This is a genomic window from Streptomyces sp. NPDC006552 (genome assembly GCF_040611655.1).
Classification (GTDB): Bacteria; Actinomycetota; Actinomycetes; order Streptomycetales; family Streptomycetaceae; genus Streptomyces.
The window spans coordinates 37,252-62,784 of sequence record NZ_JBEXOS010000048.1; the positions used below are offsets into that span (position 1 = coordinate 37,252).

A 25,533-nucleotide genomic window follows, 5' to 3' on the forward strand; every position below is an offset into this window, starting at 1 on the left:
CTCCTACGGCGTGCGCCGCGGGCTGGGGAGCAGGTGCTCAGTGCGCGCGGCGCGGGGCGGGCGGCAGCGCGGCCGGGACATGGCCTCCCGGTGCGGGCTGCCGCCCGTTCTGCTGCGGGTAGTGGTGCTGGCCCGTCGCGTAGTACGGGGTGTGGTGCCGCGTCCCGTAGTACCCCGGCCCGAAGGCCGTGAAGCCCAGCTCCTCCTCGCCGCTGCGGTCGCCGGGCAGTGTCCGGAAGGACCGGCGGTACTCCGCGCACAGGGCGTCGTAGATCGGCGTGGCCGAGCGGCCCGGCGCGTAGTCCTCGGAGGGACGCATCGACGGGATGTAGCTCGGGTACGGCTGACGCCGTCCGGTGGAGGGGGCGCTGGAGGCGGGGTCGTATGGGTGCACATACGTGCCAACGACCCGGGCCCCCGACGGATGCGCCCTTCGCCTCGGCTTTCGCGAGACGTCACCAAGCTGACCGGCGCATACGTGGGGGCCCGGGGGTGCCGGGGCCGGCTCAGGTACCGGCGAGCGGCATGGCGGCGGCGACCAGGCGGCCATTGGCCGCGGCCTTGTCGAGGGCGTCACGCAGCACGTCCTCGCGGGGCTGGCGGCCGATGGAGCCGGCGGGGGCGGCGAAGACGAGCACCGTGTGCGTCTTGTTGGCCGCGGCGCGCCAGCCCTCCGTGACCACGAGCGGCTGGTGCGCCTGCCACCAGGCGACCTGGGAGGGCCCGCCGCCGGTGCCGGGCTGGAGCACGGCGTGCAGCTGGCCCATGGCGAGCAGCACCGACCAGCCGGGCAGCGGGTGCGGCGCCCGGGTCAGCTCGGTGACCGGCATGAAGCCCTGCTCGATCAGGAGCGGCAGGAAGTCGTCGCCGTCGGCGCTCTGCGCGCCGGGGCGGGAGATGGGGCCGGTCGGTTCGATGACGAGGGCCGGGTGCAGCTCGCCCGAGATCAGGATCAGACCGCTGGTCACGCCGAGCACCGCCTGCGCGGCGGTGGCCTGGGCCGGCACGGTGGCGGCCGCCGCTTCGGGGGCGGCGGCGACGGCCCGTACGGCGCCCTGCAGCTGGTCCTCGGCGACCTGGACCACCTGCGAGGGCAGGCAGCCGGCGTGGGCGAAGGCGAGGACGGCGGTCTCGTCGCCCACGAACAGGACCGTGCTGGTGCGTTCCTGCGCGGCGTCGCCGGGGGTGCGGCAGGACGTGCAGTCGTAACCGCCGGGCGTGTTCTCACCGGCGAGCAGCCGGTCGGCTTCGTCGTCGCCGATCTCGGCGCGGACGTCGTCACTCACGTCGAGCAAGCGCGGCACGGGGGCTCCTCTGGATCGGATGCGTGCTGATGAAGGGTCAACGGGCGATCCGCGGCCCGGGTCACGCCCACATCCGGACGGAATCGACGCGTGACGGGGCGCCCGGCCGGCCCCGCCCCGGTTCCGTCCGGGTGCGCCGACCGGGTGGGGCCCGCCCGGCGCCAGCGGCGCGGCAGCGGGGGCGCTCGGGCACAGCTGCTTAGCGTGGCCCGATGTACCTGATGCCTCTGAAGCCGAAATCGTCCGGCCGGGCCGTGGTCCTCCTGGCCGGGCTGCTCGCCCTGGCCTGTCCGCCGGCCGCCGCCTCCGCCGCCCCGTCCCCCGCCTTCGGTCCGGGGAACCCGGTCGCCGCCCCGTCCTACGGCTGCGCGGGCGAGCAGTGGCCGTGGTCCTGTCTCGCCGAGTGCGAGAGCGGCGGGCGCTGGTCCGCCAACACCGGCAACTCCTACTACGGCGGCCTCCAGTTCAAGCAGTCCACCTGGGAGGCGTACGGCGGCCTGAAGTACGCGCCGCGCGCCGATCTCGCGACCCGCAAGGAACAGATCAAGGTGGCCGAGAAGGTGGTGGACGAGCAGGGCTGGGGAGCCTGGCCCGCCTGCGCCCGGCAGTACCGGCTCACCGGCCGCGCCCTGCCCGCGGCGGGCGGGGGGACCCGGAATCACCCGGAGTGGTGACGGGCGCCGGAAGTTCCCGCGAGCGGCTACCGATCAGGCAACTGTTCTGGAACAAGATGGTGAGGGCGCACAACCCTCGCCGGGAGATCCCCGTCTAACCACCTGGTAGGCGGAGGACCCGGGCTGTTCGGACCGGAGCAGGCCGTCCGGACCGGTCGCGAGGAATGGTGGGATACGGGGACGTATGCAGATTTCTTTCCTGATTCACAATGCGTACGGGATCGGAGGGACGATCCGCACCACGTACAACCTCGCCAACACCCTGGCCGAGCAGCATGACGTGGAGGTCGTCTCCGTCTTCCGCCACCGTGACACCCCCGTCTTCGCGCCCGATCCCCGCGTGCGGCTCCGTCACCTCGTCGACCTGCGCCCAAACTCGCCCGCATACGAGGGCGAGGACCCCGAGTACCACAGGGCCGCCTCCGTCTTCCCCCGGCAGGAGGGGCGCTACGACCAGTACAGCGCGCTCACCGACCGGCGCATCGCCGAGCACCTGTCCGCCGTCGACGCGGACGTCGTCGTCGGCACCCGGCCCGGCCTGAACGTGCACCTCGCCCGGCAGACCCGGCGCGGCCCGCTCCGCGTCGGCCAGGAGCACCTCACGCTCGACACGCACTCCACGGCCCTGCGCCGCCGGCTGCGCACCGTCTACCCGCGCCTCGACGCGCTCACCACGACCACCGAGGCCGACGCCCGCGCCTACCGCGACCGGATGCGGCTGCCCGGCGTGCGCCTGGAGTCCATGCCCAACCCCGTGCCCGCGCCCGCCGTCGCGCCGGCCGACGGCAGCGGCAAGTGGGTCGTGGCCGCGGGCCGGCTCGCCCCGGTCAAGCGGTACGACCTGCTGATCAAGGCGTTCGACAAGGTGCGCGCCGAGCGCCCCGACTGGCGGCTGCGGATCTACGGCGGCGGCAAGCAGAAGGAGAAGCTGCGCCGCCTCATCGACCAGCGCGGCCTCTACAACCACGTGTTCCTCATGGGCACCGCCCACCCCATCGAACCCGAGTGGGCCAAGGGGTCGGTCGCCGCGGTGACGTCGACCTTCGAATCGTTCGGCATGACGATCGTCGAGGCGATGCGGTGCGGTCTGCCCGTGGTCTCCACCGACTGCCCGCACGGCCCCGGCGAGATCATCGACAACGGTGTCGACGGACGCCTCGTGGAGGTCGGCAACGCGGACGCGATCGCCGGCGGCCTGCTCGAACTGATCAACGACGACGCGCTGCGGCAGCAGATGGCGGCGCGCGCCCTCACGCACTCCGCGCGCTTCGACCCCGCGCGCATCGCCGAGCGCTACGAGGACCTCTTCGGCTCGCTCGGCGGCCGCGGCGGCTCCGTCGGACTGCTGCACCGGGCGCGCGGAACCCTGTTGAGCGGCGCGTACGCCGTCCGCGACGCGCTGAGACCACCGGAGAAGGGGCGCACCGCATGACGACCACACCGCTCGCCTCGCCCCGCGCCGTCCCCCCGCCCGACGACAGGACCGTCCGCATGGCACCTCGCGCCGACTGCATCGCCGATTCCGCCGGCGGGCTCACCTTCGACGTCCTGGACCACGGCGGCCCCGTCCCGGCCCACCTCGTACTGGTCCGCCGGGCCGACGAGGAGGAGGTGCGGCTGCCGCTCACCCCGGCCGGCGACGGCCGCCTGCGCGCCACCCTGCCGATCAGTGTCGGCCTGCCGGAGGGGCGCTGGGACGCCTATGTCCAGGTCGCCGGGGACGAGCCGGTGCGCCTCGTGCCGGGCGTGAACGATCTGCGCTCGCTGGTGGACCGCGCGCCCGGCGGATCGCGCGGCTACGTCGCCGTGCGCATCCCGTACGCGACCAAGCACGGCAACCTCACCGTGCGCAGCTGGCTGCGCACCCCGCACGCCGAGGCCGGTGAAGTGCACATCGCCGACGGCGAGCTGACCGTCCAGGGCCGGCTCTACGGCACGGAGTTCACCGCCAAGGCGCACGCGGAGATACGGGCCCACGCGGCGGCCGGACCGGTCCTGCGGGGCGAACTGGGCGTGAGCGGGACCGAGTTCACCCTGCGCATCGGGTACGACGAACTGTCCGAGGGGCGCTGGGAGCTGTGGCTGCGGCCGGGCGGGGACGACGGGCCCGAGGTGCGCCTGGCCCGGCTCCTGGACGACGTCGCCGACAAGAAGCCGATCTTCGCCTACCCGGCGAGCCGGGTGAGCGTCGCCGGGGGCGAGCTGGACGCCCAGCCGTACTACACGGGCGACAACGACCTCGCGATCGTGGTGACACCGGTGGCGTAGCGCCCCGCGCTGCAGCGCCCGCTCACTCGCCGACGTGCGCGCCGGTGTCCGGGTTGTGGGTGCCCGGCCCGGCAGCGGTGTGCGCCGCGAACCGCGGGTGGTGCAGGTCGAACGCCGGGGACTCCGAGCGGATCCTCGGCAGCGTCGTGAAGTTGTGCCGGGGCGGCGGGCACGAGGTGGCCCACTCCAGGGAGCGGCCGAAGCCCCAGGGGTCGTCCACCTCGACCTTCGTCCCGTACTTCGCCGTCTTCCAGAGGTTGTACAGGAACGGCAGGGTCGACAGGCCGACGAGGAACGAGCCCACGGTCGACAACGAGTTCAGGGCCGTGAACCCGTCCGCCGCGAGATAGTCCGCGTACCGCCGCGGCATGCCCTCGGCGCCCAGCCAGTGCTGCACGAGGAACGTCAGGTGGAAGCCGACGAAGAGCGTCCAGAACTGGATCTTCCCGAGCCGTTCGTCGAGCATCTTCCCGGTCAGCTTGGGCCACCAGAAGAAGAATCCGGCGAACGTGGCGAAGACGACCGTGCCGAACACCACGTAGTGGAAGTGCGCCACGACGAAGTACGTGTCCGAGACGTGGAAGTCCATCGGCGGCGAGGCCAGGATGACGCCGGTCAGGCCGCCGAACAGGAACGTGACCAGGAAGCCGACCGACCAGAGCATCGGTGTCTCGAACGAGAGCGAGCCCTTGAGCATCGTGCCCGTCCAGTTGAAGAACTTCACGCCCGTCGGCACCGCGATGAGGAAGGACATGAAGGAGAAGAAGGGGAGCAGGACGCCGCCCGTCACGAACATGTGGTGCGCCCACACGACCACCGACAGACCGGTGATCGCCATCGTCGCGCCGACCAGCATCGTGTAGCCCCAGATCGGCTTGCGGCTGAAGACCGGCAGGATCTCGCTGATGATGCCGAAGAACGGCAGCGCGATGATGTAGACCTCGGGATGGCCGAAGAACCAGAAGAGGTGCTGCCACAGCAGCGCGCCGCCGTACTGGGCCTCGAAGACCACCGAGCCGAACCGGCGGTCCGCCTCCAGGCAGAGCAGCGCGGCGGCCAGCACCGGGAACGCGAGCAGCACCAGGATCGACGTGAACAGCGTGTTCCAGGTGAAGATCGGCATCCGGAACATCGTCATGCCGGGCGCCCGCATCCCGATGATCGTGGTCAGGAAGTTCACCGAACCGAGGATCGTGCCGAACCCGGAGAGCGCGAGCCCCATGATCCACATATCGGCGCCGATGCCGGGGGAGCGGGTCAGGCTGTTCAGCGGCGCGTAGGCGAACCAGCCGAAGTCCGCCGCGCCGCCCGGCACCATGAGCGACGCGAGCACGATCAGGCCGCCGAAGAGGAACAGCCAGTACGAGAGCATGTTCAGGCGGGGGAAGGCGACGTCGGGCGAGCCGATCTGCAGCGGCATGATCTCGTTGGCGAAGCCGGCGAAGGTCGGCGTCGCGAAGAGCAGCAGCATGATCGTGCCGTGCATGGTGAACAGCTGGTTGTACTCCTCGTTGGAGAGCAACTGGAGTCCGGGGCGGGCGAGTTCGGCCCGCATCAGCAGGGCCATGACCCCGCCGGCCAGGAAGAAGGCGAACGCCGTGATCAGGTAGAGGTGGCCGATCTTCTTGTGGTCGGTGGTGGTCAGCCACTCCACGATGACCCCGCCCGGGCGGCGCTCCCGGACCGCTTCCACCGCCGGTGGCCCGGCCTGCACACCGGTCGTTCCCATGGGCTGTCCCCTCGCTGTCGACGCGTTCCGGGCCTGACGGACAACACCCGTCATGATGCTCGCGTCGCCCGCGCCGCGACAGGGGGCAACGCCCTCTTCCCGGCCTGGACCGGCAATTCCCGGACGGCCTCAACTCGCCTGTCGCACGGCGGAATCGACACGGTGCGGGAAATCGGGAAGCCGCCGTGAATGGCTTTCCCCGGCGCGGCCGACGGGCTTCCGGCGGACCGGTGGAATTCCGGGCGCGGCCACCGGGAGCGCCCGGATAAGAAGCGCGTAAGAAGTCGGGAACCGCCCGATCGTGTGAGGAAGTTCGACAGAAACAACTGTCGTGATCTTGTGACGAAAGCGTGACCGGGCCGCCCGTGACGGCCGCGCGCGGGCGGCCCTGGCGCGGCCCGGTCCGACCGCCTACGGTGGCCGTATGGCACCCATTCCGACCCCGCCCGCAGAGCCCCAGGACACCCCCGACGCGTACGTCGGGCTCGCCGCCGAGCCCGCCGAGCGGCAGGCGCGCGGCCGGGGCTGGTCGACCGTCCGGCAGCTGCCGCCGGGGGCGGTCATCACGATGGAGTACCGCACGGGGCGGCTGAACTTCGAGGTCACGGACGGCACGGTGACCCGCTGCTGGAAGGGCTGAGCGACCGCGAAGGGCCCCGGAACCTCCCAGGAGGTTCCGGGGCCCTTCGCGGTGCGGACCGGCTGTGCGTACCGGGCCCGCTGATCCGGGGGAGCTAGGCCCGCTGCGGGTCCGTCGTCGCGGCCCGTGCGGGGTTCCGGGCGGTCGCGGGGCGCCTGCTGCCCGCCGGGCTGACCGGCGTGCGCTCGCCGCGCGGGGTGTGCGGGCCCGGCGCGAGCAGCGCGGAGGGGCGGCTGGTGGGGCGCGCGGCGCCGACCGGCTCGCGGGACCGGGGCCCGTCCTCGGCGGGGGCCGGGGCGCGGGCCGGGACCCGCGCGGGGGCCGGGGCTGGTGCGGCCAGACCGGCGCCGCGGGTGCGCCAACGGGTGCGGACGGCGAGGACCACGGCCTCGACGCGGGCGACCGCCGGCTCGAACCAGGGCAGCGCGAGCAGGATGAGCAGGCCCGCGGCCCAGCCGAGGAGAACGTCGCTCAGCCAGTGCGTACCGAGGTAGACGGTGGTGAGGCCGACGCTCAGGGAGATCACCGCGGAGACCGCGGAGAGCCAGCGCCTGGCGCGCGGCGTGGAGGCCAGGTAGGCGAGGATTCCCCAGGTCACCACCGCGTTGGCGGTGTGGCCCGAAGGGAATATATCGCCGTTCTGCCACATCTCGTTCGAGCCGATGAGGGTGGCGTAGTGCGGTCCGGCGCGGCCCATGCCGAGCTTGGCGGCGCCCACCGTCACGTTCAGCAGAAGCAGTGCGGTACCGAACATCAGCAGCGGGCGCAGGGTGTGCTGGCGCCACGAGCGCCAGCCCAGCCACGCCATCACCATCACGGCGGTGGGGCCGCGCTGGCCGAGGACCACCCAGTAGTCGAGGAAGGCGTGGATCTCCGGCCACTGCTGGTAGGGCCGGAAGAACATGACCTGCCAGTCGAAGGCGACCAGCCACGACGTGGTCAGGACCGCCACCACGATCGCGAGGTAGAAGGAGAGGGTCAGCCCGAGGAGCACGACGCGGTGCCGGCTCATCCTGGGCATGTCCAGGTGGGCCGGCCGTTCGGGCTCGCGGTCGAGCCGGGCGAAGACCCGCTCGAGGCGGCGGGTCAGGTTCCGTTCGGTACGCACCCAATCGACGCTACAGCGGGCGCGCGGCGCACCAGCACGGAACAGTGGCTTTGTGATGACGATGTGATGTGGGATTCCTCTCAGAACTTCTTTTGTTCCGGGCATTCCGATAACCGGGTCCGGAAGTCCTCTGTTATTCGCTGATCGTTTCCGGGGTCTCGTTATGGCGCGCTTATAAATGCGTTCACCGCGTGCTGGCACGGAATTCTCCGTCCGGTCATCGGGCCCGCGCCGGCCGATCAGGACCGGTCGGCGCCGGTCACGGGGGGCCGGAACCGTTCAGCCAGAACGCCCCGTAGACCGCCGAGACCAGTGCCAGACCGCCGAGCAGCCACGCCGACCTGCTGGTACGCCACCGGGCGAGCGCCACCGCGACCGGGAGCAGCAGCGGGAACGCGGGCAGCAGCAGCCGCGGTTTCGATCCGAAGTACCCCGAAGCACACAGGGCAAGCGCGACGACGATCCCGGTGTAGACCAGCAGCGGCACCGGCCGGCGCCGCCGCACCTCGGTCACGTAGAGCCAGATCACCAGCGCCACCCCGAGGATCAGGCCCGTCCCCGCCAGCGCGCCCAGCGGCGACGTGAACCGCTCGCCGACGAACCGGGCGAAGGCGGCGCCCCCGTCGAAACCGTTGCCCCACTGCCCCTGTACGTCGAGATAGCCGAAGAGGCCGCCGCCGGTGCGGTGGCCGACCCAGAGCACGTACGCCGCCGCGCCCGCCGGCGCCAGCAGCACGCCGAGCACCAGCCGCCACGGGGCCCGGCGCTCGCGCGCGATCCACAGCGCGGCCGCCACCCAGACCGCCGCCACCACGGCCGCGCCGACCGGCCGGGTCAGCCCGGCGAGCGCGGCCAGCAGCCCCGCGCTCACCCAGTGCCGCCGCAGCACCGCCCAGAGCCCCCAGGCCGCCAGCGCGGTGAAGAGGGCCTCGCTGTACGCCATCGACGCCACGATCCCGACGGGCAGCGCCCCCCACAGGACGGCCAGGCAGACGCCGGTCCGGCCCCCGCCCACCTGGTCACCGACGGCGAAGACGCCCCAGGCCGCCGCGAGCGAGGCGAGCCCGCTCACCACCAGGCCCGCGTCGGCGTAGGAGAGCGGGGTCAGCGCCGCCCCGGCCCGCTCCAGCCAGGGCAGCAGCGGGAAGAACGCGAGGTTCGAGTGGACGCTGCCGTCCGGCAGCGTCACCGACCAGCCGTACCCCTGCCCGGCGACCCGCGTGTACCAGAGGGAGTCCCAGCGCGCGCTCAGCAGCGTGTGCGGGCTCTTGCCCGCCGCCGCGCTCCAGACGGCGAGCGCGAGCAGGCCGACGGCGCGCACCCCCGCGTAGCCGAGCAGCGCGGGCAGGGCCCGGCGCGGGGTGGGCCCTCGATGCGGATCTTCGTCGTTCACGGCCCCGATTATCGACGCCGGCCCGGCGACCGCGGTGCGCCGCCCCCGCCGCACGAGTGGCGCACACCACACGGGTCCGGGCGGATCGTGAGAGGTCCGCCACGTGTCCGAAGCATGAACTCGCGTACGCTGACGGCTCACTCGCCTTCCGCAGCGGGGCCGGGAGGCCGCTCCTCCCGGGCCGAAGACCGCGGGCATCCCCAGCCCTCGGATCCGCCGGACGCGAGGACCATTGGGAGGTACGCACATGTCCGGGACGAGCACGGCCACCGGACGCCTGCGCCGGCGGGTGGCAACCGTCCGGGCCCGCACCAACCGCTGGGTCGTCCTGGTGGTGCTCTGCACCAGCCTGCTGCTGGTCGCCCTCGACTCGACGATCCTCTACGTCGCCCTGCCCTCGGTCACCGAAGACCTGCGGCCCACCTCCGTCGAACTGCTCTGGATCGGCGACGCCTATCCGCTGATCTGCGCCTCGCTGCTGATTCTCTTCGGCACCCTCGGCGACCGCGTCGGCCGCAGACGCATCCTGCTGCTGGGGTACGCCCTGTTCGGCGCGGCCTCCGCGCTCGCCGTGCTCGCCGACTCCGCGCAGGTGCTGATCCTGGCCCGCGCCCTGCTCGGCATCGGCGGCGCGATGATCATGCCCGCGACCCTGTCGATCCTGCGGGACGTCTTCCCCGACCGGCGCGAGCGGGCGGTCGCCATCGGCGTGTGGACCGCGGTCGCCGCGGTCGGCGCCGCCACCGGGCCCGTCCTCGGCGGTTTCCTCGTCGAGCACTTCTGGTGGGGCTCCGTCTTCCTCATCAACATCCCGCTGATGGCGGTCATGCTGCCGCTCTGCCGGATCCTCGTACCCGAGTCCAAGGGGCGCGCGGACGGTCCCTGGGACCTGTTCGGCGCGCTGCTCGCCGCGCTCGGCGTCCTCGGTGTCGTCTACGGCATCAAGGAGCTGGGCATCGGGCGCGATCCGCTCGACGCCGCCGCCGTGCTGCCGTTCCTCGCGGGGCTCGCGCTGCTCGTGCTCTTCGTGCGCAGACAGCGCCGCCGCGCGCATCCGCTGATCGACATGCGCCTCTTCTCCCGCGCCGCGTTCTCCACCTCGGTGGGCTGCATAGTCATCGCCATGCTGGCGCTGGTCGGACTCGAACTGATCGCTGTGCAGTACCTCCAGCTGGTGCTGGGGATGAGCCCGCTGGAGACCGGTCTGCGGATGCTGCCGCTGACCTTCGCGGCGATGATCGCGGGGGTCATCGGCTCCGCGACGCTGCGCCGGATCGGGCCGCGCGCCATGGTCGCGTGCGGCTTCACGCTCACCGCCTGCGCCGTGCTGCTGCTCTGCCTGATGGGTGAGCACGACCGGCCGTGGCTGCTCGGCACCGGGTTCGTCCTGCTCGGCTTCGGCTTCCAGTCCACGCTGTTCGGGGCCTACGAGTCGATGCTCACCGAGGCCCCGGCCGACGACGCGGGCGGCGCGGCCGCGATCGGGGAGACGTCGTACCAGCTCGGCGCGGGCATGGGCATCGCGCTGCTCGGTTCGGTGATGAACGCGGCCTATGCGCCCGGGCTCACCCACGTCACCGGCGTCCCCGCCGCGGCCAGCGGGGCGGCCGGACACTCGCTGGGGGAGGCGTACCAGGTCGCGGCGCGGCTCGGGGGCGGTGCGGGGGCGGCGCTGCGGGATGCCGCGCGGGCGGCGTTCGTGCACGGGCTGCACGTGACCCTGGTCGTCAGTGCCGTGCTGCTGTTCCTCGGCGCGGTGGCCGCGCTGCGGCTGCCGCGGCGGATGGAGTGCGAGGCGCCCGCGGCGGGCGACGCGCAGGTGCGGGAGGCTCGGGGTTCGTCCCGGGCCGAGTCGTCATCCGTGGGCTGAGCGGCTGAGCGCCGGTGGGGGGCGCGCCCGGCCTGCGGCCGTGCGGCATCGCCCACCCGCCCGCCCGAAGCTCGGCGCCTCAGGGTGCGGGCAGCGCGGGTCCGGCGGTCCACCCGGGGTCCCGTCCCGAGCGGAGCGCCTCAGCTCTGGTTGAAGAAGCCGTCCGGGTGGGTCCGGGCCTCGCGGCCCGAGACGATCTGCGTGTCGGCGGGGGTCAGCAGGAAGACCCGGGTGGCGACCCGGTCGATCGATCCGCGCAGGCCGAAGATGAGGCCCGCCGCGAAGTCGACGACGCGCTTGGCGTCGGAGGGCTCCATCGCCGTCAGGTTCATGATGACCGGGACCCCGTCCCGGAACATCTCGCCGATCCGCCGCGCGTCCCGGAAGCTGTCCGGCGTCACGGTGCCGATGCGACGGCCCTCCTCCTCGGCCTCCTCGGCGGCGACCTTCACGCGCGGGTCCGTCACCCAGGCGGCCGCGCTCGCAGCGGGCTCGGGGCCCTCGTCGTAATCGTCGTCGTAGTAACGCTCGTCATCGTTGTCGTCGACGAGGCCAAGCCAGGCACTCGCCTTGCGCACCGATCCCATGGACGCCTCCTCTCACACCGGTTCCTCTGCGTTCTGTATCCCTATCGTCGTCCATGATGCGGATACGGCGCCAAGTGGATAGTCGCCGCGCGGGGTTTTCGTGACGGGACTGGTGCACAGTCAACACGGTGTTGTCCCGGTGTTCCCAAGGGTCATGCGGGTAAAGGCTGCTGACAGTGAGTGAAATATGATTGTTCGCGGCATTTGGGTGAGGCGAGGGGCGTACGGGTGAACGAAGGGGCCGTTCGGGCGCTCGGTACGATGCGACCGTCCCGGTCCGTGCGGTCCGACACAGCGTGTCGGCTTGATGACGGGCCGTCATCCGGCGTACGGGGGAGTCGCCTTGTTCGGAATCGTCCGGCCCTGCAGCCATCGGCTCGGTGCGGGCCTGAAGGCCCAGTGGACGGCCCATCTGTGCGGGCTCTGTCTGGCCCTGCGCAGCGATCAAGGGCAGTTCGCCCGGGTCGTCACCAACTACGACGGCCTGCTCGTCTCGGTCCTGACGGAGGCTCAGTCCGAGCGGCCCGCGGACAGCCGCCGGCAGGCGGGACCCTGCCCGCTGCGCGGGATGCGGACCGCGTCGGTCGCGCGGGGCGAGGGCGCGCGGCTGGCCGCCGCCGTCTCGCTGGTCCTCGCCTCGGCGAAGGTGCGCGACCACGTCGAGGACCGGGACGGCCTGTTCGCCCGCCGGCCGGTGGCCGCCGCCGCCCGGAAGGTCGCGGCCCGCTGGGGCCGGGCCGGGGCCCGGAGCGCGGCCGGGGTCGGGTTCGACACCGCCGTGCTCGTCGACGCCGTCGAACGGCAGGCCGGGATCGAGGCGCAGGCCGGCCCCGGCACCTGCGTGCTGACCGTGACCGAGCCGACCGAGGCCGCGACCGCCGCGGCGTTCGCGTACACCGCCCGGCTCGCGGGGCGGCCGGACAACGCCGGGCCGCTCGCCGAGGCGGGCCGGCTGTTCGGACGGCTCGCCCACCTCCTGGACGCCGTCGAGGACCGGTCCGCCGATGCCGCCGCCGGGGCCTGGAACCCGCTGACCGCCACCGGGACCTCCCTCGCCGAGGCGCGGCGGCTCGCCGACGACGCCGTACGCGGTGTCCGGCTCGCGCTGCGCGAGACCGCCTTCGTGGACGGGAAGCTGGCGCATCTGCTGCTCGCGCACGAACTGGCGCGGTCGGTGGACCGGGCGTTCGGGACCCAGGGGTGCGCGGCCGGGCACGCGGTGGCCGGGGCCGCGGGGGCCGTGCCGGGGCCGAGGAGCGCGGGCGGCGCCGGCCGCGCGGCGCACTCGGCCGCCGCGTCCACCCCGCAGGGCGGGGGCGACCGCGGGAACGCGGGCGCGGCCGGGCATGCCGCCCACGCCGCTGCCGCCTCCACGCCCCAGCAGGGCGGCCCGCCCGCGGGCTGGGTGCCGACCGGCGCGCCCGGCAGTCCGTACGAGCCCGCCGGGCCGGGGGCGTACACCTCGAACAACCCCTACGGCGGTGGACCCGGCGGGCCGGGCGGGTCCGGCGGCGGCGGGTTCGGGGGCGGCCCGTCCTTCCAGCCGCCCAAGCCCGGCAAGCGCGGGCTGCTCGCCGGGTGCGCCGTCGCGGTCGGTCTCTGCTGCACCTGCAAGGTGTGCTGCGCGGACGAGTTCGAGGGGCCCTGGTCCCGGCAGAGGCGGGAAGGGCTGTGCAGCAGCTGTGGCGACTGCGACTGCTCCTGCTGTGAGGCGTGCGAGTGCTGTGAGTGCTGCTCCTGCTGTGACTGCGGGCTCTGAGGCGGAGGGCGCGTGCGCCGTGGCCGGTCGGGCGGGTCCCCGCGCCCCTGCCGGGGCGCCGCTCGGCCTCAGTCCTTGATCTCCGGTGGGGAGACGCGGGACGTGGTGATCGCCGACGCCGTCGTGCCCCACTTCTTGAGGATCTTTCCGTACGTGCCGTCGGCGATCAGCTTGTTCACCGCGGCCTGGAACGCGGGCGCCAGCGGCGTTCCCTTCTTGAAGGCGAAGCCGACGTCGAGCCGGTGGAACTCGTTCAGGAACTTCAGGCCCCGCTGCTGGGTCACCGCGTACCGCAGCCCGTTGATCGTGCTCATCACCACGTCCGAGCGGCCCTGCTGGAGCGAGGACCAGACGGCGCTCGACTCGGCGTACGTCTGGACGGCGTAAGCCTTCCTGCCCGCCTTCGCGCACCTCCCCTTGCTCTTCTCCAGGGTGGCCTCGAAGGTCGTGCCCGCGCCCGTCGCCACGTTCAGGCCGCAGAGCCGGGTGAGGTCGGTGACCTTCTTCAGAGTGCTGTCCTCGCGGACGGCGAAGCCCTGGCCGTCATTGATGTAGGTGACGAAGTCGATGGTCCGGCGGCGCTCGTCCGTGACGCCGAAGTTGCCCGTGCCGAGGTCGTACTTGCCGCTGTCCAGGGCGGGCAGGATGGCCTCGAACCCCGCGACCTGCTGGTGGAGGCGGAGTCCGAGCACCTTGCCGACGGCCTCGGCGAAGTCGATGTCCTGGCCGACGACCGTCTTCCCGTCGGGCAGGTATGCCGCGTTGGGCGGAGAGCCGCCGACGCTCACGGCGAGGGTGAGGCTGCCGTCGCGGCGGACGTCCGCGGGCAGCAGCTTCGCCGCCGCGGGGTCCTTCGTGACGGCGGAGACCACGTCTGTCGTGGGGATCCGGGCGTGCCCGGCCGCGGCGGGCGCCGTGCCTGCGGCGCCGTCCCCGGCGCCGCAGGCGGTCAGGCCGAGTGCGGCGCCGGTGATCAACGCGAACGCCGAGATCAGGGAAGCGGTGCGCATGGGATGAGGTACTGCCCTTCGAGGTGGCTGGCGCGCGGGGTGGAGCGGGGCGGGACGAGGGGAGGGTGCGGCAGGGTGCAGGCGCGGGCGGATCGGCGCGGCGGCGCGTACCGGGACGCGTGAAAGAGCGGTCGCGAAGAGGTGGGAGTGGAAGCGACGCGGGGGTGCGCTGAGGCACCGGGAGGAGAAGAGAGAGCGACGCGCGCAGAAGGCGTCAGAAGGGCATCAACAGGACGCGGACCACACGCGACCGAAGTCGATGTGGGAGCGCGTGACCAGCCACTGCTGTGGATGCATGCGCACAAGTGGAACAGGCATCCGTTTGGGCGTCAACTCACCTGAGACGTACGGCTCACAGTCTGGACACCCTTGACAGCGCAGGCGATCCGCCCCGTACTCTCGGGTGCGGTACCGCTGCTGAGGGGCTCCGGTGCCGCGTTCCGTACGCGCATCACCCGGCGTGCGACCCCGCAGGTGTGAAGGCAAGGACCGTGCTGGATGTCCAGCCCCACGGAGCCTTCTCATGTCCGCACAGACCCTCACCGAAATCCCGCCCTCGGCGCCGCCGGACCCGGCCGCCGTGCCGCGCGTCGTCCCGCGGCGCCGGGCCGGCCAGTGGGCCGCCGCCACCGTCGTCCTCGCCCTGCTCGCCCTCGCGCTCACCTCGGTCGTGCGCAACGACGCCTTCCAATGGGGCGTCGTCGGGGAGTACTTCACCACGGCCGCGGTCCTGCGCGGACTCGGGCTCACGCTCTGGCTGACCGCGCTCGTCATGGCGCTCGGCTTCGCCTTCGGCACGCTCCTCGCCGTCCTGCGGCTCTCCGCCAACCCCGTGCTGCGCGCGGTGAGTTGGGGGTACGTCTGGCTGTTCCGGTCGATGCCCGTCCTGGTGCAGCTGCTGTTCTGGTTCAACATCGGCGCCCTGTACCCGAAGATCCTCGGGGTGCGGACGGTCGATCTGTTCGGGCCCGTCACCGTCGCCCTCATCGGGCTGACCCTGCACGAGGCCGCGTACGCCGCCGAGGTCGTGCGCGGCGGCATCCTCTCCGTCGAGCGCGGGCAGATCGAGGCCGCCCAGGCGCTCGGGCTCGGCCGGTGGCGGCGGTGGCGGCGCATCGTGCTCCCGCAGGCCATGCGCTCCATCGTGCCGCCGGCCGGGAACATGCTGATCGGCACCCTCAAGGGCACCTCCATCGTCAGCGTCATCGCCGTCCAGGACCTGCTGTACTCGGTGCAGCTCGTCTACCACCGCACGTACCAGGTCATCCCGCTGCTGCTCGTCGCCACCCTCTGGTACATCGTGGTCACCTCGCTGCTCGGCGCCGGCCAGTACGCCATCGAGCGGCACTACGCCCGCGGGACCGTGCGATGAGCGCGGCCGGGCCGGGCCGGCGGTCCCTGGTGATCGTGGGCGCGGGGCCGCGGGGGACCGGCGTCCTCGAACGCCTCGCGGTCAACGCGCGGGAGACAGCGGGCGGGTTGGCGCTCGACGTGCACCTCGTCGACCCCTACCCGCCGGGCGGCGGACGCATCTGGCGGCGCGAGCAGTCACCGCTGCTGTGGATGAACTCGCAGGCCCAGGACGTCACCATGTTCACCGACGACACCGTGCGGATCGACGGGCCGGTGCGGCCCGGGCCCGCCCTGCACGAATGGGCCGGGATCGACGGACGCGTCTTCGCCGACCGGCGCAGCCAGGGCGGCTACCTGCGCTGGGTGTTCGAGCGGGCCGTCGCCGAACTGCCCGACGGCGTCACCGTCCACCACCACGCCACCCGCGCCCTGCGCGTCGGCGGACCGCGCCACGGACGCCAGCAGGTCTGGCTGGAGGACCGCCCGCGGCCGCTGCTCGCCGACGCCGTCGTCCTCACCCAGGGCCATCTCGACGCCGAACCCGACGACGAGCAGCGCCGGTTGAGCGCGTACGCCGAGCGGCACGGCCTGGTCCACCTGCCGCCCGACTTCACCGCCGACTCCGACCTGAGCGCGCTCGCGCCCGGGCAGGACGTCCTCGTCCGCGGCTTCGGCCTCGCCTTCGTCGACCTGATGGTGCTGCTCACCGAAGGGCGCGGCGGCCGCTACGAGGGGGACCGCTACCTCCCCTCCGGCCGCGAGCCCGTGCTGCACGTCGGATCGCGGCGCGGCGTGCCCTACCACGCGAAGATCGGCTACGACTGGGACGCGGCGGCGGGGGAGCGGCCACCGCTGCCGCGCTTCCTCGGACCCGCCCAGATCGACGAACTCCTCTCCAGAGAAGGCGGATTCACCTTTGAGGCCGACGTCTGGCCGCTCGTCGACAAGGAACTCGGGTACGCCCACTACCACCGCCTGTTCACCGCGCACCCCGAGCGCACCACCATGGCCTGGACCGACTTCGAGGAGAAGTACGCCGCCGCCACCCCGCTCGGCGCCGAGCTGCGGGCCCTCGTCGCGTCCGCGGTGCCCGATCCCGCCGACCGGCTCGACCTCGCCGCCCTCGACCACCCCCTCGACGGCGTCCGGTACGCCTCGTACGAGGAGTTCCAGGAAGGGCTGCGCGGCCGTATCACCGCGGGGTTCGACCGCCGCCACGACCCGGCGCACAGCCCCGACCTGGCCGTCTTCCTCGGCCTGCTCTCCGTGTACGGGCAGCTCGTGCGGCTCGGCGACATCGGCACCTGGTGGCACGGCTTCTTCAGCTTCCTGGCCTCCGGGCCGCCCGGACCGCGGGTGCGCCAACTGCTCGCGCTCTCCCGCGCCGGTGTCGTGCGGTTTCTCGGCGCCGGCATGCGGGTCACCGCCGAGGACGGCGTCTTCCGCGCCACCGGCGCCACCGTGCCCGGCCACGTGGTGCAGGCCCGCGCCCTCGTCGAGGCCCGGCTGCCGCACCCCACCCTCGCCCGCACCCGCGACCGGCTGCTGCGCGAGCTGTACGAGGAGGGGGCCGCGTCGACCCCCGCCGGGCTGCTCGCCGTCGACCCGGCCGACGGCCGCGTCCTGTACCGCGACGGCAGCGCCCACCCGCGCCGCTTCGCGCTCGGCCCGCAGACGAACGCGCGCGGCGCCGGAGCCTTCACCCGGCCCCGGACGAACAGCCCGGCGTTCCGGCAGAACGACGCCACCGCGCGCGCGGTCCTCGCGTTCCTGCGCGACCTCTCCTGTAGCGCCACCGCCGCCTGACGGCGCCCGCGCACCCCTTCGCCCGTCCCGACCTCGTGAGGTACCCCATGCCCCTGACCAGTGACCCACCCCTGGAGAAGAGCGACAGAGCCGCCACCGCCGGGCCCGAGACGGACCACGCGCGGCTGAAGGTCGTCCCCGTCCGCCACCCGTGGCGCTGGGCGGCCGTCGCCGTGACCGCCGTGCTGCTCGCCCAGTTCGTCCACGGGCTCGTCACCAACGCGGGCTGGGAGTGGGCGGTGTTCGCGGAGTTCTTCACCGCGGAGGTCGTCCTCAAGGCGGTCTGGACCACCCTCCAGCTCACCTTCTACGGCACGGTGCTCGGCTTCGCCCTCGGCATCGTGCTCGCCTTCATGCGGCTGTCACGCAGCCGGTTCCTGAAGACGGTGGCGTTCGGCTACATCTGGGCGTTCCGCTCGATCCCGCTCATCGTGCAGCTGCTGTTCTGGTTCAACCTGGCCTACCTCTACAAGGAGCTGCGGTTCGGCATCCCCTTCGGGCCCGGGTTCCTCTCCTTCGACACCATGCGGCTGGTCGGCGCGATGAGCGCCGCCGTCCTCGGGCTCGCCCTGCACCAGGCCGCGTACGCCGCGGAGATCGTGCGCGGCGGCGTACTCGCCGTCGAGAGCGGCCAGCTGGAGGCCGCGGCGGCGCTCGGCATCCCGCGGCTGCGGCAGATCCGCCGGATCGTGCTGCCGCAGGCGATGCGCTCGATCCTGCCCAACGCCGCCAACGAGGTCATCTCCCTCTTCAAAGGAACCTCGATCGTCTCCGTGATGGCGATCGGCGAACTCTTCTACCAGGTGCAGGTCATCTACGGCCGCAACGGCCGCGTGGTGCCCCTCCTCATGGTCGCCACCGCCTGGTACGTCCTGCTGACCAGCGCGCTCTCCGTACTCCAGTACTACGTGGAGCGCCACTTCGCGAAAGGCACCACCCGATGAGCGCCCCCGCCCCCGCCATGGTCGACATCAGGGCCGTCCACAAGAGCTTCGGCGCGCTTCAGGTGCTGCGCGGCATCGACCTGGAGGTGCGGGCCGGCGAGGTCACCGTCGTCCTCGGCCCCTCCGGCTCCGGCAAGTCGACGCTGCTGCGCACCATCAACCACCTGGAGAAGGTCGACAGCGGCTGGATCAGCGTCGACGGCGCCCTCGTCGGCTACCGCCGCTCCGGCGACAAGCTGTACGAGCTGCGCGAACGCGAGGTCCTCAAGCAGCGCACCCACATCGGCTTCGTCTTCCAGAACTTCAACCTCTTCCCGCACCTGACGGTCCTGGAGAACGTCATCGAGGCGCCCGTCGCCGCGCTGCGCCGCCCCCGCGCCGAGGCGGCCGAGAGCGGCCGCCGGCTCCTGGCGCGGGTCGGGCTCGCCGACAAGGCCGACGCCTACCCCCGTCGGCTCTCCGGCGGCCAGCAGCAGCGCGTCGCCATCGCCCGCGCCCTCGCCCTGGAGCCGAAGCTGCTCCTCTTCGACGAGCCGACCTCCGCGCTCGACCCGGAACTGGTCGGTGAGGTCCTCGACGTCATCAAGGACCTGGCCGGCCAGGGCACCACGATGATCGTCGTCACGCACGAGATCGGCTTCGCGCGCGAGGTCGCCGACACCGTCGTCTTCATGGACGAGGGCCGCATCGTCGAGCGGGGCGCCCCCGGCGACGTACTGGACGCGCCGCGCGAGGAGCGCACCAAGGCGTTCCTGTCGAAGGTCCTCTGAGACCCGCCCCCTGAACAACCGTCCCCGCATGCCCCCTTCCCCGAGGAGAACCTCCATGCTGTCCCGTCGCACCCTCGCCGCCTCCCTCGCCGCGCTCGCCGCCGCTCCGCTGCTCGCCGCCTGCGGAGGTGACAGCGACGCCGCCGACACCGGCGCCGGCACGAAGAAGGTCGGCGGCATCAACATCGGCCCCGACCAGCACCGCATCCGCGGCAAGAAGGTGGCGAAGATCGCGGCCCTGGTGCCGAAGGCGGTCCGCGAACGCGGCACCCTGCGGCTCGGCGGCAGCGCCGACGCCTCGCCGCCGCTCGGCTTCTTCGCCACCGACGACCGGACCAGGATCGGCTCCGAACTCGACATCGCCACCCTCGTCGCCGACACGCTGGGTCTCAAGCCGCGGCAGGAACAGGTGAGTTGGGAGAACCTCTTCGTCGGGCTCGACAGTGGGAAGTTCGACGCGGTCTTCTCGAACGTGACGGTGACGGAGGAGCGCAAGGAGAAGTACGACTTCGCGACCTACCGCCTCGACAACCTCGCCTTCGAGGCGAAGAAGGGCACGACGTGGCGGGTCGAGGAGCCCGCCGATGTCGCGGGCAGGACGATCGCGGTCTCCTCCGGCACCAACCAGGAGAAGATCCTCGTCGACTGGAGCAAGCAGAACGAGAAGGCGGGCCGCGCGCCCGTCACCATCAAGTACTTCCAGAAGGACACGGACTACTACCTCGCCCTCCAGTCCGGCCGCATCGACGCCTACCTGGGCCCGAACCCCTCCGCCGCCTACCACGTGGCGTCCGCCGGGCAGTCGCGGATCATCGGGACCCTCTCGGGCGGCGGCAGCCTCGTCCAGGGCAAGATCGCCGCCACCACGAAGAAGGGCAGCGGGCTCGTCGACGCCTACGCGGCCGCGCTGGACCACGTCATCGCGGACGGCTCCTACGGGCGGGTGCTGAAGCGCTGGGGCCTGTCGAGCGAGGCCGTGCGGAAGTCCGAGATCAACCCCGCGGGCCTGCCGAAGCCGTAGCCCCCGCACCCCGCCCCCGCGCGCCGAAAGGTTCACCCGCCATGACCAGCCAACCGGGCCGAGGCATGCTCCACCTCGCCGCGGCCGTCGACCTGCCCGGCGCCTATGACGCCGGGTCCTACCTCCAGCTCGCCCGGCTCGCCGAGCACGGGGCCCTGGACTTCGTCACGCTCCACGACGCCTTCGCCGCCGCGGGCCCGGAGAGCCTCGCCGTCCTCGCCCGGCTCGCCCCGCGCACCTCCCGCGTCGGGCTCGTGCCGACCCTCACCACCACCCACACCGAGCCCTTCCGCGTACAGGCCGCCGTCGCCACGCTCGACTGGGTGAGCCGCGGCCGGGCCGGCTGGCGGGCCGACGTCTCCGCCGGCGACGACGAGGCCCGTCTCTTCGGGCGCCGGGACGCCGCCGCCCTCGCCGACCTGTGGCACGAGGCCGGTGAGGTCGTCGACGTGGCGCGCAGGCTCTGGGACAGCTGGGAGGACGACGCCGCGATCAGGTCCGCCGCCACCGGCCGGTCCGTCGACCGCGCCAAGCTGCACCACGTCGACTTCGAGGGGCGGACGTTCGCCGTGCGCGGCCCGTCCACCGTGCCGCGCCCGCCGCAGGGCCACCCCGTCGTCGTCATCGACGCCACCCGGCCGTACGCCTACGAGGCCGCCGCCCGGCACGCCGACGTGGCCCTCGTCGCCGGCCCCGATCCCGCCCGGCTCGCCGCGACGCGCGACGGGTTGCGCCGCCGCGCCGCCGAGCACGGACGGGATCCCGACGCCCTGCGCGTGCTCGCCGCGCTGCGGATCGACCTGGGCGGCGGCGAGTGCGCCGCGCGGCCCGGCCACGGCGGCGGCCCGCTGCCCACGCAGGACGGCCCGCTGTACCGGGGCGGGCCCGTCGGCCTCGCCGAGATCATCACCGAGTGGCACCGCGCGGGCGCCGCCGACGGCTTCCACCTGACACCGCTCGATCCACGCCGGGACCTGGAACGCCTCGTCAACGCGACCGTGCCGCTGCTCCAGCACCGCGCCCTGTTCCGCACGTTCTACCCGGGCAGCACGCTCCGGGAACACCTGGGGCTCGCCCGGCCCGCCAACCGGTTCGCGGCGCTCGCGGGGGACCCGTCATGACCGCGGCACACCGCGGGCGCCGGCCCGTCCACCTCGCCGCGCACTTCCCCGGCGTCGACAGCACGACGGCCTGGGCCGGCCCCCGGCCGGGGTCCCAGATCGACTTCGCCTCCTTCGAGCACCTCGCCCGCACCGCCGAACGCGGCCTGTTCGACTTCTTCTTCCTCGCGGAGGGGCCGCGGCCGCGCGAACACCAGGGGCGCATCCATGACTTGGACGTGGCCGGCCGGCCCGAGTCCCTCACCGTCCTGGACGCGCTCGCCGCCGTCACCGACCGGCTGGGCCTCGCCGCCACCGTCGACACCACCGTCAACGAACCGTACGAGACCGCCCGCCGCCTCGCCTCCCTCGACCACCTCAGCGAGGGCCGCGCCGCCTGGAACGTGGTGACCTCCTCCGACGCCTTCACCGGCGAGAACTTCCGCCGCGGCGGCTACCTCGACCGCGCGGACCGCTCCACCCGGGCCGCCGAATTCGTCTCGGTGGCACGGGAGTTGTGGGACGCGGGCACCGAGCGCCCGGTCCGGCACGCGGGGCGGCACTTCACCGTCGCCGGACGGTTCACCCTGCCGCGCCCGCCGCAGGGCCACCCCGTCGTCATCCAGGCGGGCGACTCCGACGAGGACCGGGAGTTCGCCGCGTGCGCCGCCGACGTCGTCCTCACCCGGCACGGCACCCTGGAGGCGGGGCGGATCTTCTCCGCCGACGTGAAGGCGCGGCTCGCCGCGTACGGGCGCACGGCCGACGACCTCAAGATCATGCCGGGCGTGACGGTCGTGCTCGGGGACACCGCCGCCGAGGCGCAGGAGAAGGCGGCCGAGATCCGGCGCCGGCAGCTCTCCCCGCAGGACGCCCTGCTCGCGCTTGAGCAGGTCCGGGGCACCGACCTGTCCGCCTACGACCCGGACGGCCCGCTGCCCGGCATCGACCCGGTGGCCGGCTCCGGTCGCTCCGCGAGGTGTACCCACCGCGGTGACGTGCTCGCCCTCGCCGCGCGGTGGCGCGCCCTTTCCGAGGCCAAGGGGCTCTCCATCCGCCAGACCGTCGTCGAGGCGAGCAGCCGCCGGTCGTTCGTCGGGACACCCGACGCGGTCGCCGCCGAACTCGACGCGCTCGTGCAGGGCGGCGCGGCCGACGGGTTCGTCCTCGTCCCCCAGCAGACGCCCGGCGGACTGGACGCGTTCGTCGACCGGGTCGTCCCGCTGCTCCAGGAACGAGGCGTCTACCGCACGGCGTACGAGGGCACCACGCTCCGCTCGCACCTCGGGCTGCGCACGCCGCGACCGCGCCCGGAGCGGGCCCCGGTGTGAGCGACGCCACTCGGAGCGCCGACTTCCGGCCATCCCGGCGGGGAGGCCGACGCTTGGGCGGCGGAGGCCGACCGGAACCTGAACGGAACCTGACAAGTGCCAGGTCCGTCCGACGGAGGAGCCGGACCCCGGCGGCGTATCCGCGGTACGGGCGGAGCCGCCGGGGTGCGCCGGTGTGGAAGCGGAGCGGGGGCGGAAGTCTGAAAGGCGCCCTTGTGCCGAGCAGTTGCCGCACCGAATACTCCGGACAGCGCTTGTCAGGAGCACGGCGTGTTCGGAATCCGGGCACCCGCCCCCTGGCTGCGCCTCACGGGCCCCGACCCCACGCGGGCCCCCGACTTCCCCTCGGGAGGAACGAGCAGTGAGGATCAAGCGCACCACCCCTCGCAGTGGCACAGCAAGACGGACCCGGCTGATCGCCGCGGGTACCGGCTTCCTCGCCGCGGCCGCTTTCGCCGCACCCTCGGCCCAAGCCGCCGACGCTCCCCAGACGTTCAGTGCCGCCGCACTCACCCGGGCCGGCGACGCGGTGCGCGGCGCCGACATCGCGGGTACGGCGTGGGCCGTCGACGCCAAGACCAAGCAGGTCGTCGTGACCGTGGACTCCACGGTCTCGCAGGCCGAGATCGCCAAGATCAAGGAGGAGGCCGGGGCCACCGCGGGAGCGCTGAAGATCAAGCGTACGGCCGGCACCTTCCGCAAGCTGATCTCCGGCGGCGACGCCATCTACGCGAGCGGCTGGCGCTGCTCGCTCGGCTTCAACGTGCAGAACAGCGCGGGTGCCTACTACGCCGTGACGGCCGGGCACTGCACCGACGGCGCGGGCACCTGGTGGACCAACTCGGGGCACTCCACCGTCCTGGGCACCACCGCGGGCTCCAGCTTCCCGGGCAATGACTACGGCCTCATCCGGTACACCGGTTCGGTGACTCCTTCCGGCACGGTCGGCAGCCAGGACATCACGAGTGCGGCCACGCCGGCCGTGGGCACCACGGTCACCCGGCGCGGCTCCACCACCGGTATCCACAGCGGCCGGGTCACCGCCCTGAACGCCACCGTCAACTACGGCGGCGGCGACGTCGTCTCCGGCCTCATCCAGACCACGGTCTGCGCCGAGCCCGGTGACTCCGGCGGTCCGCTCTACGGCGGCTCGACCGCCTACGGCCTGACCTCCGGCGGCAGCGGCAACTGCTCCTCCGGCGGCACCACGTTCTTCCAGCCGGTCACCGAGGCGCTCAGCGCGTACGGCGTGCACGTCTTCTGACGGACCGGCCGTGAATCCTCACGTACGTTCCTGAACCGCAGTCAGCAGCGGGGAGCCCCCGTCCGGTCGATCCGGGCGGGGGCTCCCCGCTGCTCGCGGGTCCGTGCGCGGCCCGGCCTCCGCGAGGCTGCTACGGCGATTTCAGGACAGGAGTAGGCCTTACCCTCCGCCGCCCGGTCCGTGCGCAGAGTGTTTGCAATGGGGACCGACGTGCGCAGGGCAGGGGCGGACACGGGGCGCGAAGCGCTTCGGCGTACTCGTACGCGCGTCCTGAAGTCGACCTTGTGTGCCCCGCGTCACGCTCGGGATAGTGGGCGCGTCAGCCTCACGGATCAGGCCCACCCCCACATCGGGCCTGATACCAACCCCCCACAGGAGGACGTGACTTGAAGCACCGACGCATACCCAAGCGGCGTGTCGCCGTGGCCGGAGCGGGCATCGCCGCCCTGGCCGCCGCGGGCATCACCTTCCAGACTGCGAACGCCAGCACCGAGACGCCCGCCCCGGCCCCCCGGACCCTCTCCGTCGCGAAGGCCGGAAACCTCGCCTCGGCCCTGACGGAGGACCTCGGCGCGGACACGGCGGGCAGCTACTACGACGCCCGCGCCAGGCACCTCGTCGTGAACGTGCTGAACCAGGACGCCGCGCAGGCCGTCGAGGCGGCCGGCGCGCGGGCCAGAGTCGTCCAGAACTCCCTCGCGGCCCTCAAGAGGGCCCGCACGACGCTCAAGAGCGACGCCACGATTCCCGGCACCTCCTGGGCCACCGACCCCGCCACCAACAAGGTCGTCGTCACCGCCGACCGCACGGTCACGGGCGCGGCCTGGAAGAAGCTGAACCGGGTCGTCGACGGTCTCGGCGCCAAGGCCGAACTCCAGCGCACCAAGGGGGAGTTCAAGCCCTTCGTCGCCGGCGGCGACGCCATCAGCGGGGGCGGCGGCCGCTGCTCCCTCGGCTTCAACGTGGTCAAGGGCGGCGAGCCGTACTTCATCACGGCGGGCCACTGCACCGAGGCGATCTCGACCTGGTCCGACTCCAGCGGCCAGGAGATCGGCACCAACGAGCAGTCCAGCTTCCCGGACAACGACTTCGGTCTCGTGAAGTACACCGCGGACGTGCCGCACCCCAGCGAGGTGAACCTCTACAACGGCTCCGCGCAGCAGATCACCAAGGCGGGCGACGCCACCGTCGGCCAGCGGGTGACCCGCTCCGGCTCGACCACCCAGGTCCACGACGGCACGGTGACCGGCCTGGACGCCACCGTGAACTACGGCAACGGCGACATCGTCAACGGCCTCATCCAGACCGACGTCTGCGCCGAACCCGGTGACAGCGGCGGTTCGCTCTTCGCCGGCGACACCGCGCTCGGCCTCACCTCGGGCGGCAGCGGCGACTGCACGTCGGGCGGCGAGACGTTCTTCCAGCCGGTACCGGAAGCGCTCTCCACCTTCGGTGCCGAGATCGGCTGAGCCCCGGCCCCGGCCGCTGACACCCCGGCGCCCCGCCCCCGTGAGGACGGTGGCGGCGGTGGTCGAAACAGGTCTTGAAGATCCGGTCGACGTCGGCCGCGGGCGCCACCCCGTCCTGGACGAGGAAGACGGC

22 protein-coding genes are annotated in these 25,533 nt (G+C 73.0%); 15 read left to right on the plus strand and 7 right to left on the minus strand.

What is annotated here, in order from left to right; translation table 11 throughout:
* Nucleotides 1–37 precede the first annotated feature (37 nt).
* Together ABZY33_RS25050 and ABZY33_RS25055 are read right to left on the minus strand one after the other, a co-directional pair.
* Nucleotides 38–319 (minus strand): hypothetical protein, encoded by a 282-nt coding sequence (locus ABZY33_RS25050; RefSeq protein ID WP_356493900.1) that lies wholly within the window; start codon nt 317–319, stop codon nt 38–40.
* A gap of 187 nt (nt 320–506) precedes the next feature.
* Entirely contained in the window at nt 507–1,304 is a 798-nt protein-coding gene (locus ABZY33_RS25055; RefSeq protein ID WP_356493901.1) for a hypothetical protein, read from the minus strand.
* A gap of 212 nt (nt 1,305–1,516) precedes the next feature.
* On the opposite strand from ABZY33_RS25055, the gene ABZY33_RS25060 reads away from it, so the two are divergent.
* The 3 genes from ABZY33_RS25060 (at nt 1,517) to ABZY33_RS25070 (ending at nt 4,246) form a co-directional block, all read left to right on the plus strand.
* Nucleotides 1,517–1,978, plus strand: coding sequence for a transglycosylase family protein (locus ABZY33_RS25060; RefSeq protein WP_356493902.1), 462 nt, complete (start codon nt 1,517–1,519; stop codon nt 1,976–1,978).
* Between the two features lie 184 nt (nt 1,979–2,162).
* Complete coding sequence (locus tag ABZY33_RS25065) at nt 2,163–3,410, plus strand: glycosyltransferase family 4 protein (protein WP_356493903.1); 1,248 nt, start codon at nt 2,163–2,165, stop codon at nt 3,408–3,410.
* Between the two features lie 59 nt (nt 3,411–3,469).
* Nucleotides 3,470–4,246 carry a hypothetical protein gene (locus ABZY33_RS25070; RefSeq protein ID WP_356493926.1) on the plus strand — a complete coding sequence of 259 codons (777 nt, stop codon included), beginning with the start codon at nt 3,470–3,472 and terminating at the stop codon, nt 4,244–4,246.
* Nucleotides 4,247–4,268: 22 nt separating this feature from the next.
* Here the strand turns inward: ABZY33_RS25070 and ctaD are convergent, their stop codons facing one another.
* Nucleotides 4,269–5,975, minus strand: coding sequence for a cytochrome c oxidase subunit I (gene ctaD, locus ABZY33_RS25075; protein ID WP_356493904.1), 1,707 nt, complete (start codon nt 5,973–5,975; stop codon nt 4,269–4,271).
* Nucleotides 5,976–6,399: 424 nt separating this feature from the next.
* Here ctaD and ABZY33_RS25080 point away from each other — a divergent pair, with 424 nt between their 5' ends.
* Nucleotides 6,400–6,615, plus strand: coding sequence for an I78 family peptidase inhibitor (locus tag ABZY33_RS25080; protein ID WP_356493905.1), 216 nt, complete (start codon nt 6,400–6,402; stop codon nt 6,613–6,615).
* Between the two features lie 94 nt (nt 6,616–6,709).
* Here ABZY33_RS25080 and ABZY33_RS25085 read toward each other — a convergent pair whose 3' ends face one another.
* Both ABZY33_RS25085 and ABZY33_RS25090 read right to left on the minus strand, forming a co-directional pair.
* The gene (locus ABZY33_RS25085; protein WP_356493906.1) at nt 6,710–7,723 is read right to left on the minus strand and encodes a phosphatase PAP2 family protein; all 1,014 of its coding nucleotides are present in this window, start codon (nt 7,721–7,723) and stop codon (nt 6,710–6,712) included.
* 259 nt (nt 7,724–7,982) lie between these two features.
* The gene (locus ABZY33_RS25090) at nt 7,983–9,116 is read right to left on the minus strand and encodes a hypothetical protein (RefSeq protein ID WP_356493907.1); all 1,134 of its coding nucleotides are present in this window, start codon (nt 9,114–9,116) and stop codon (nt 7,983–7,985) included.
* Between the two features lie 247 nt (nt 9,117–9,363).
* On the opposite strand from ABZY33_RS25090, the gene ABZY33_RS25095 reads away from it, so the two are divergent.
* The gene (locus ABZY33_RS25095) at nt 9,364–10,986 is read left to right on the plus strand and encodes an MFS transporter (RefSeq protein WP_356493908.1); all 1,623 of its coding nucleotides are present in this window, start codon (nt 9,364–9,366) and stop codon (nt 10,984–10,986) included.
* A 140-nt stretch (nt 10,987–11,126) separates the two neighbouring features.
* Here ABZY33_RS25095 and ABZY33_RS25100 read toward each other — a convergent pair whose 3' ends face one another.
* Complete coding sequence (locus ABZY33_RS25100) at nt 11,127–11,573, minus strand: cell division protein SepF (protein WP_356493909.1); 447 nt, start codon at nt 11,571–11,573, stop codon at nt 11,127–11,129.
* 343 nt (nt 11,574–11,916) lie between these two features.
* Here ABZY33_RS25100 and ABZY33_RS25105 point away from each other — a divergent pair, with 343 nt between their 5' ends.
* A complete protein-coding gene (locus ABZY33_RS25105; protein WP_356493910.1) occupies nt 11,917–13,332 on the plus strand; it encodes a DUF5685 family protein in 1,416 nt (471 codons plus the stop codon).
* A gap of 68 nt (nt 13,333–13,400) precedes the next feature.
* Here the strand turns inward: ABZY33_RS25105 and ABZY33_RS25110 are convergent, their stop codons facing one another.
* Nucleotides 13,401–14,342 carry an ABC transporter substrate-binding protein gene (locus ABZY33_RS25110; RefSeq protein ID WP_356493911.1) on the minus strand — a complete coding sequence of 314 codons (942 nt, stop codon included), beginning with the start codon at nt 14,340–14,342 and terminating at the stop codon, nt 13,401–13,403.
* 523 nt (nt 14,343–14,865) lie between these two features.
* On the opposite strand from ABZY33_RS25110, the gene ABZY33_RS25115 reads away from it, so the two are divergent.
* The 9 genes from ABZY33_RS25115 to ABZY33_RS25155 all read left to right on the plus strand — a co-directional run bounded on the left by ABZY33_RS25115 (nt 14,866) and on the right by ABZY33_RS25155 (nt 25,400).
* The gene (locus tag ABZY33_RS25115) at nt 14,866–15,714 is read left to right on the plus strand and encodes an amino acid ABC transporter permease (protein WP_356493912.1); all 849 of its coding nucleotides are present in this window, start codon (nt 14,866–14,868) and stop codon (nt 15,712–15,714) included.
* The gene (locus tag ABZY33_RS25120) at nt 15,711–17,501 is read left to right on the plus strand and encodes an FAD/NAD(P)-binding protein (RefSeq protein ID WP_356493913.1); all 1,791 of its coding nucleotides are present in this window, start codon (nt 15,711–15,713) and stop codon (nt 17,499–17,501) included. Before ABZY33_RS25115 ends, ABZY33_RS25120 begins: the two co-directional genes overlap by 4 nt.
* Before the next feature lie 47 nt (nt 17,502–17,548).
* Nucleotides 17,549–18,445 (plus strand): amino acid ABC transporter permease, encoded by an 897-nt coding sequence (locus ABZY33_RS25125; RefSeq protein ID WP_356493914.1) that lies wholly within the window; start codon nt 17,549–17,551, stop codon nt 18,443–18,445.
* The gene (locus ABZY33_RS25130) at nt 18,442–19,215 is read left to right on the plus strand and encodes an amino acid ABC transporter ATP-binding protein (RefSeq protein ID WP_356493915.1); all 774 of its coding nucleotides are present in this window, start codon (nt 18,442–18,444) and stop codon (nt 19,213–19,215) included. Before ABZY33_RS25125 ends, ABZY33_RS25130 begins: the two co-directional genes overlap by 4 nt.
* A 55-nt stretch (nt 19,216–19,270) precedes the next feature.
* On the plus strand, nt 19,271–20,236 hold the full coding sequence (locus tag ABZY33_RS25135) for an ABC transporter substrate-binding protein (protein WP_356493916.1): 966 nt from the start codon (nt 19,271–19,273) through the stop codon (nt 20,234–20,236).
* Nucleotides 20,237–20,277: 41 nt separating this feature from the next.
* A complete protein-coding gene (locus ABZY33_RS25140; RefSeq protein WP_356493917.1) occupies nt 20,278–21,357 on the plus strand; it encodes an LLM class flavin-dependent oxidoreductase in 1,080 nt (359 codons plus the stop codon).
* Complete coding sequence (locus ABZY33_RS25145) at nt 21,354–22,667, plus strand: NtaA/DmoA family FMN-dependent monooxygenase (protein ID WP_356493918.1); 1,314 nt, start codon at nt 21,354–21,356, stop codon at nt 22,665–22,667. The genes ABZY33_RS25140 and ABZY33_RS25145 overlap by 4 nt, the downstream gene beginning before the upstream one ends.
* A gap of 361 nt (nt 22,668–23,028) precedes the next feature.
* Complete coding sequence (locus tag ABZY33_RS25150) at nt 23,029–23,931, plus strand: S1 family peptidase (RefSeq protein WP_356493919.1); 903 nt, start codon at nt 23,029–23,031, stop codon at nt 23,929–23,931.
* A 386-nt stretch (nt 23,932–24,317) separates the two neighbouring features.
* Entirely contained in the window at nt 24,318–25,400 is a 1,083-nt protein-coding gene (locus ABZY33_RS25155; protein WP_356493920.1) for a S1 family peptidase, read from the plus strand.
* Nucleotides 25,401–25,533 lie beyond the last annotated feature (133 nt).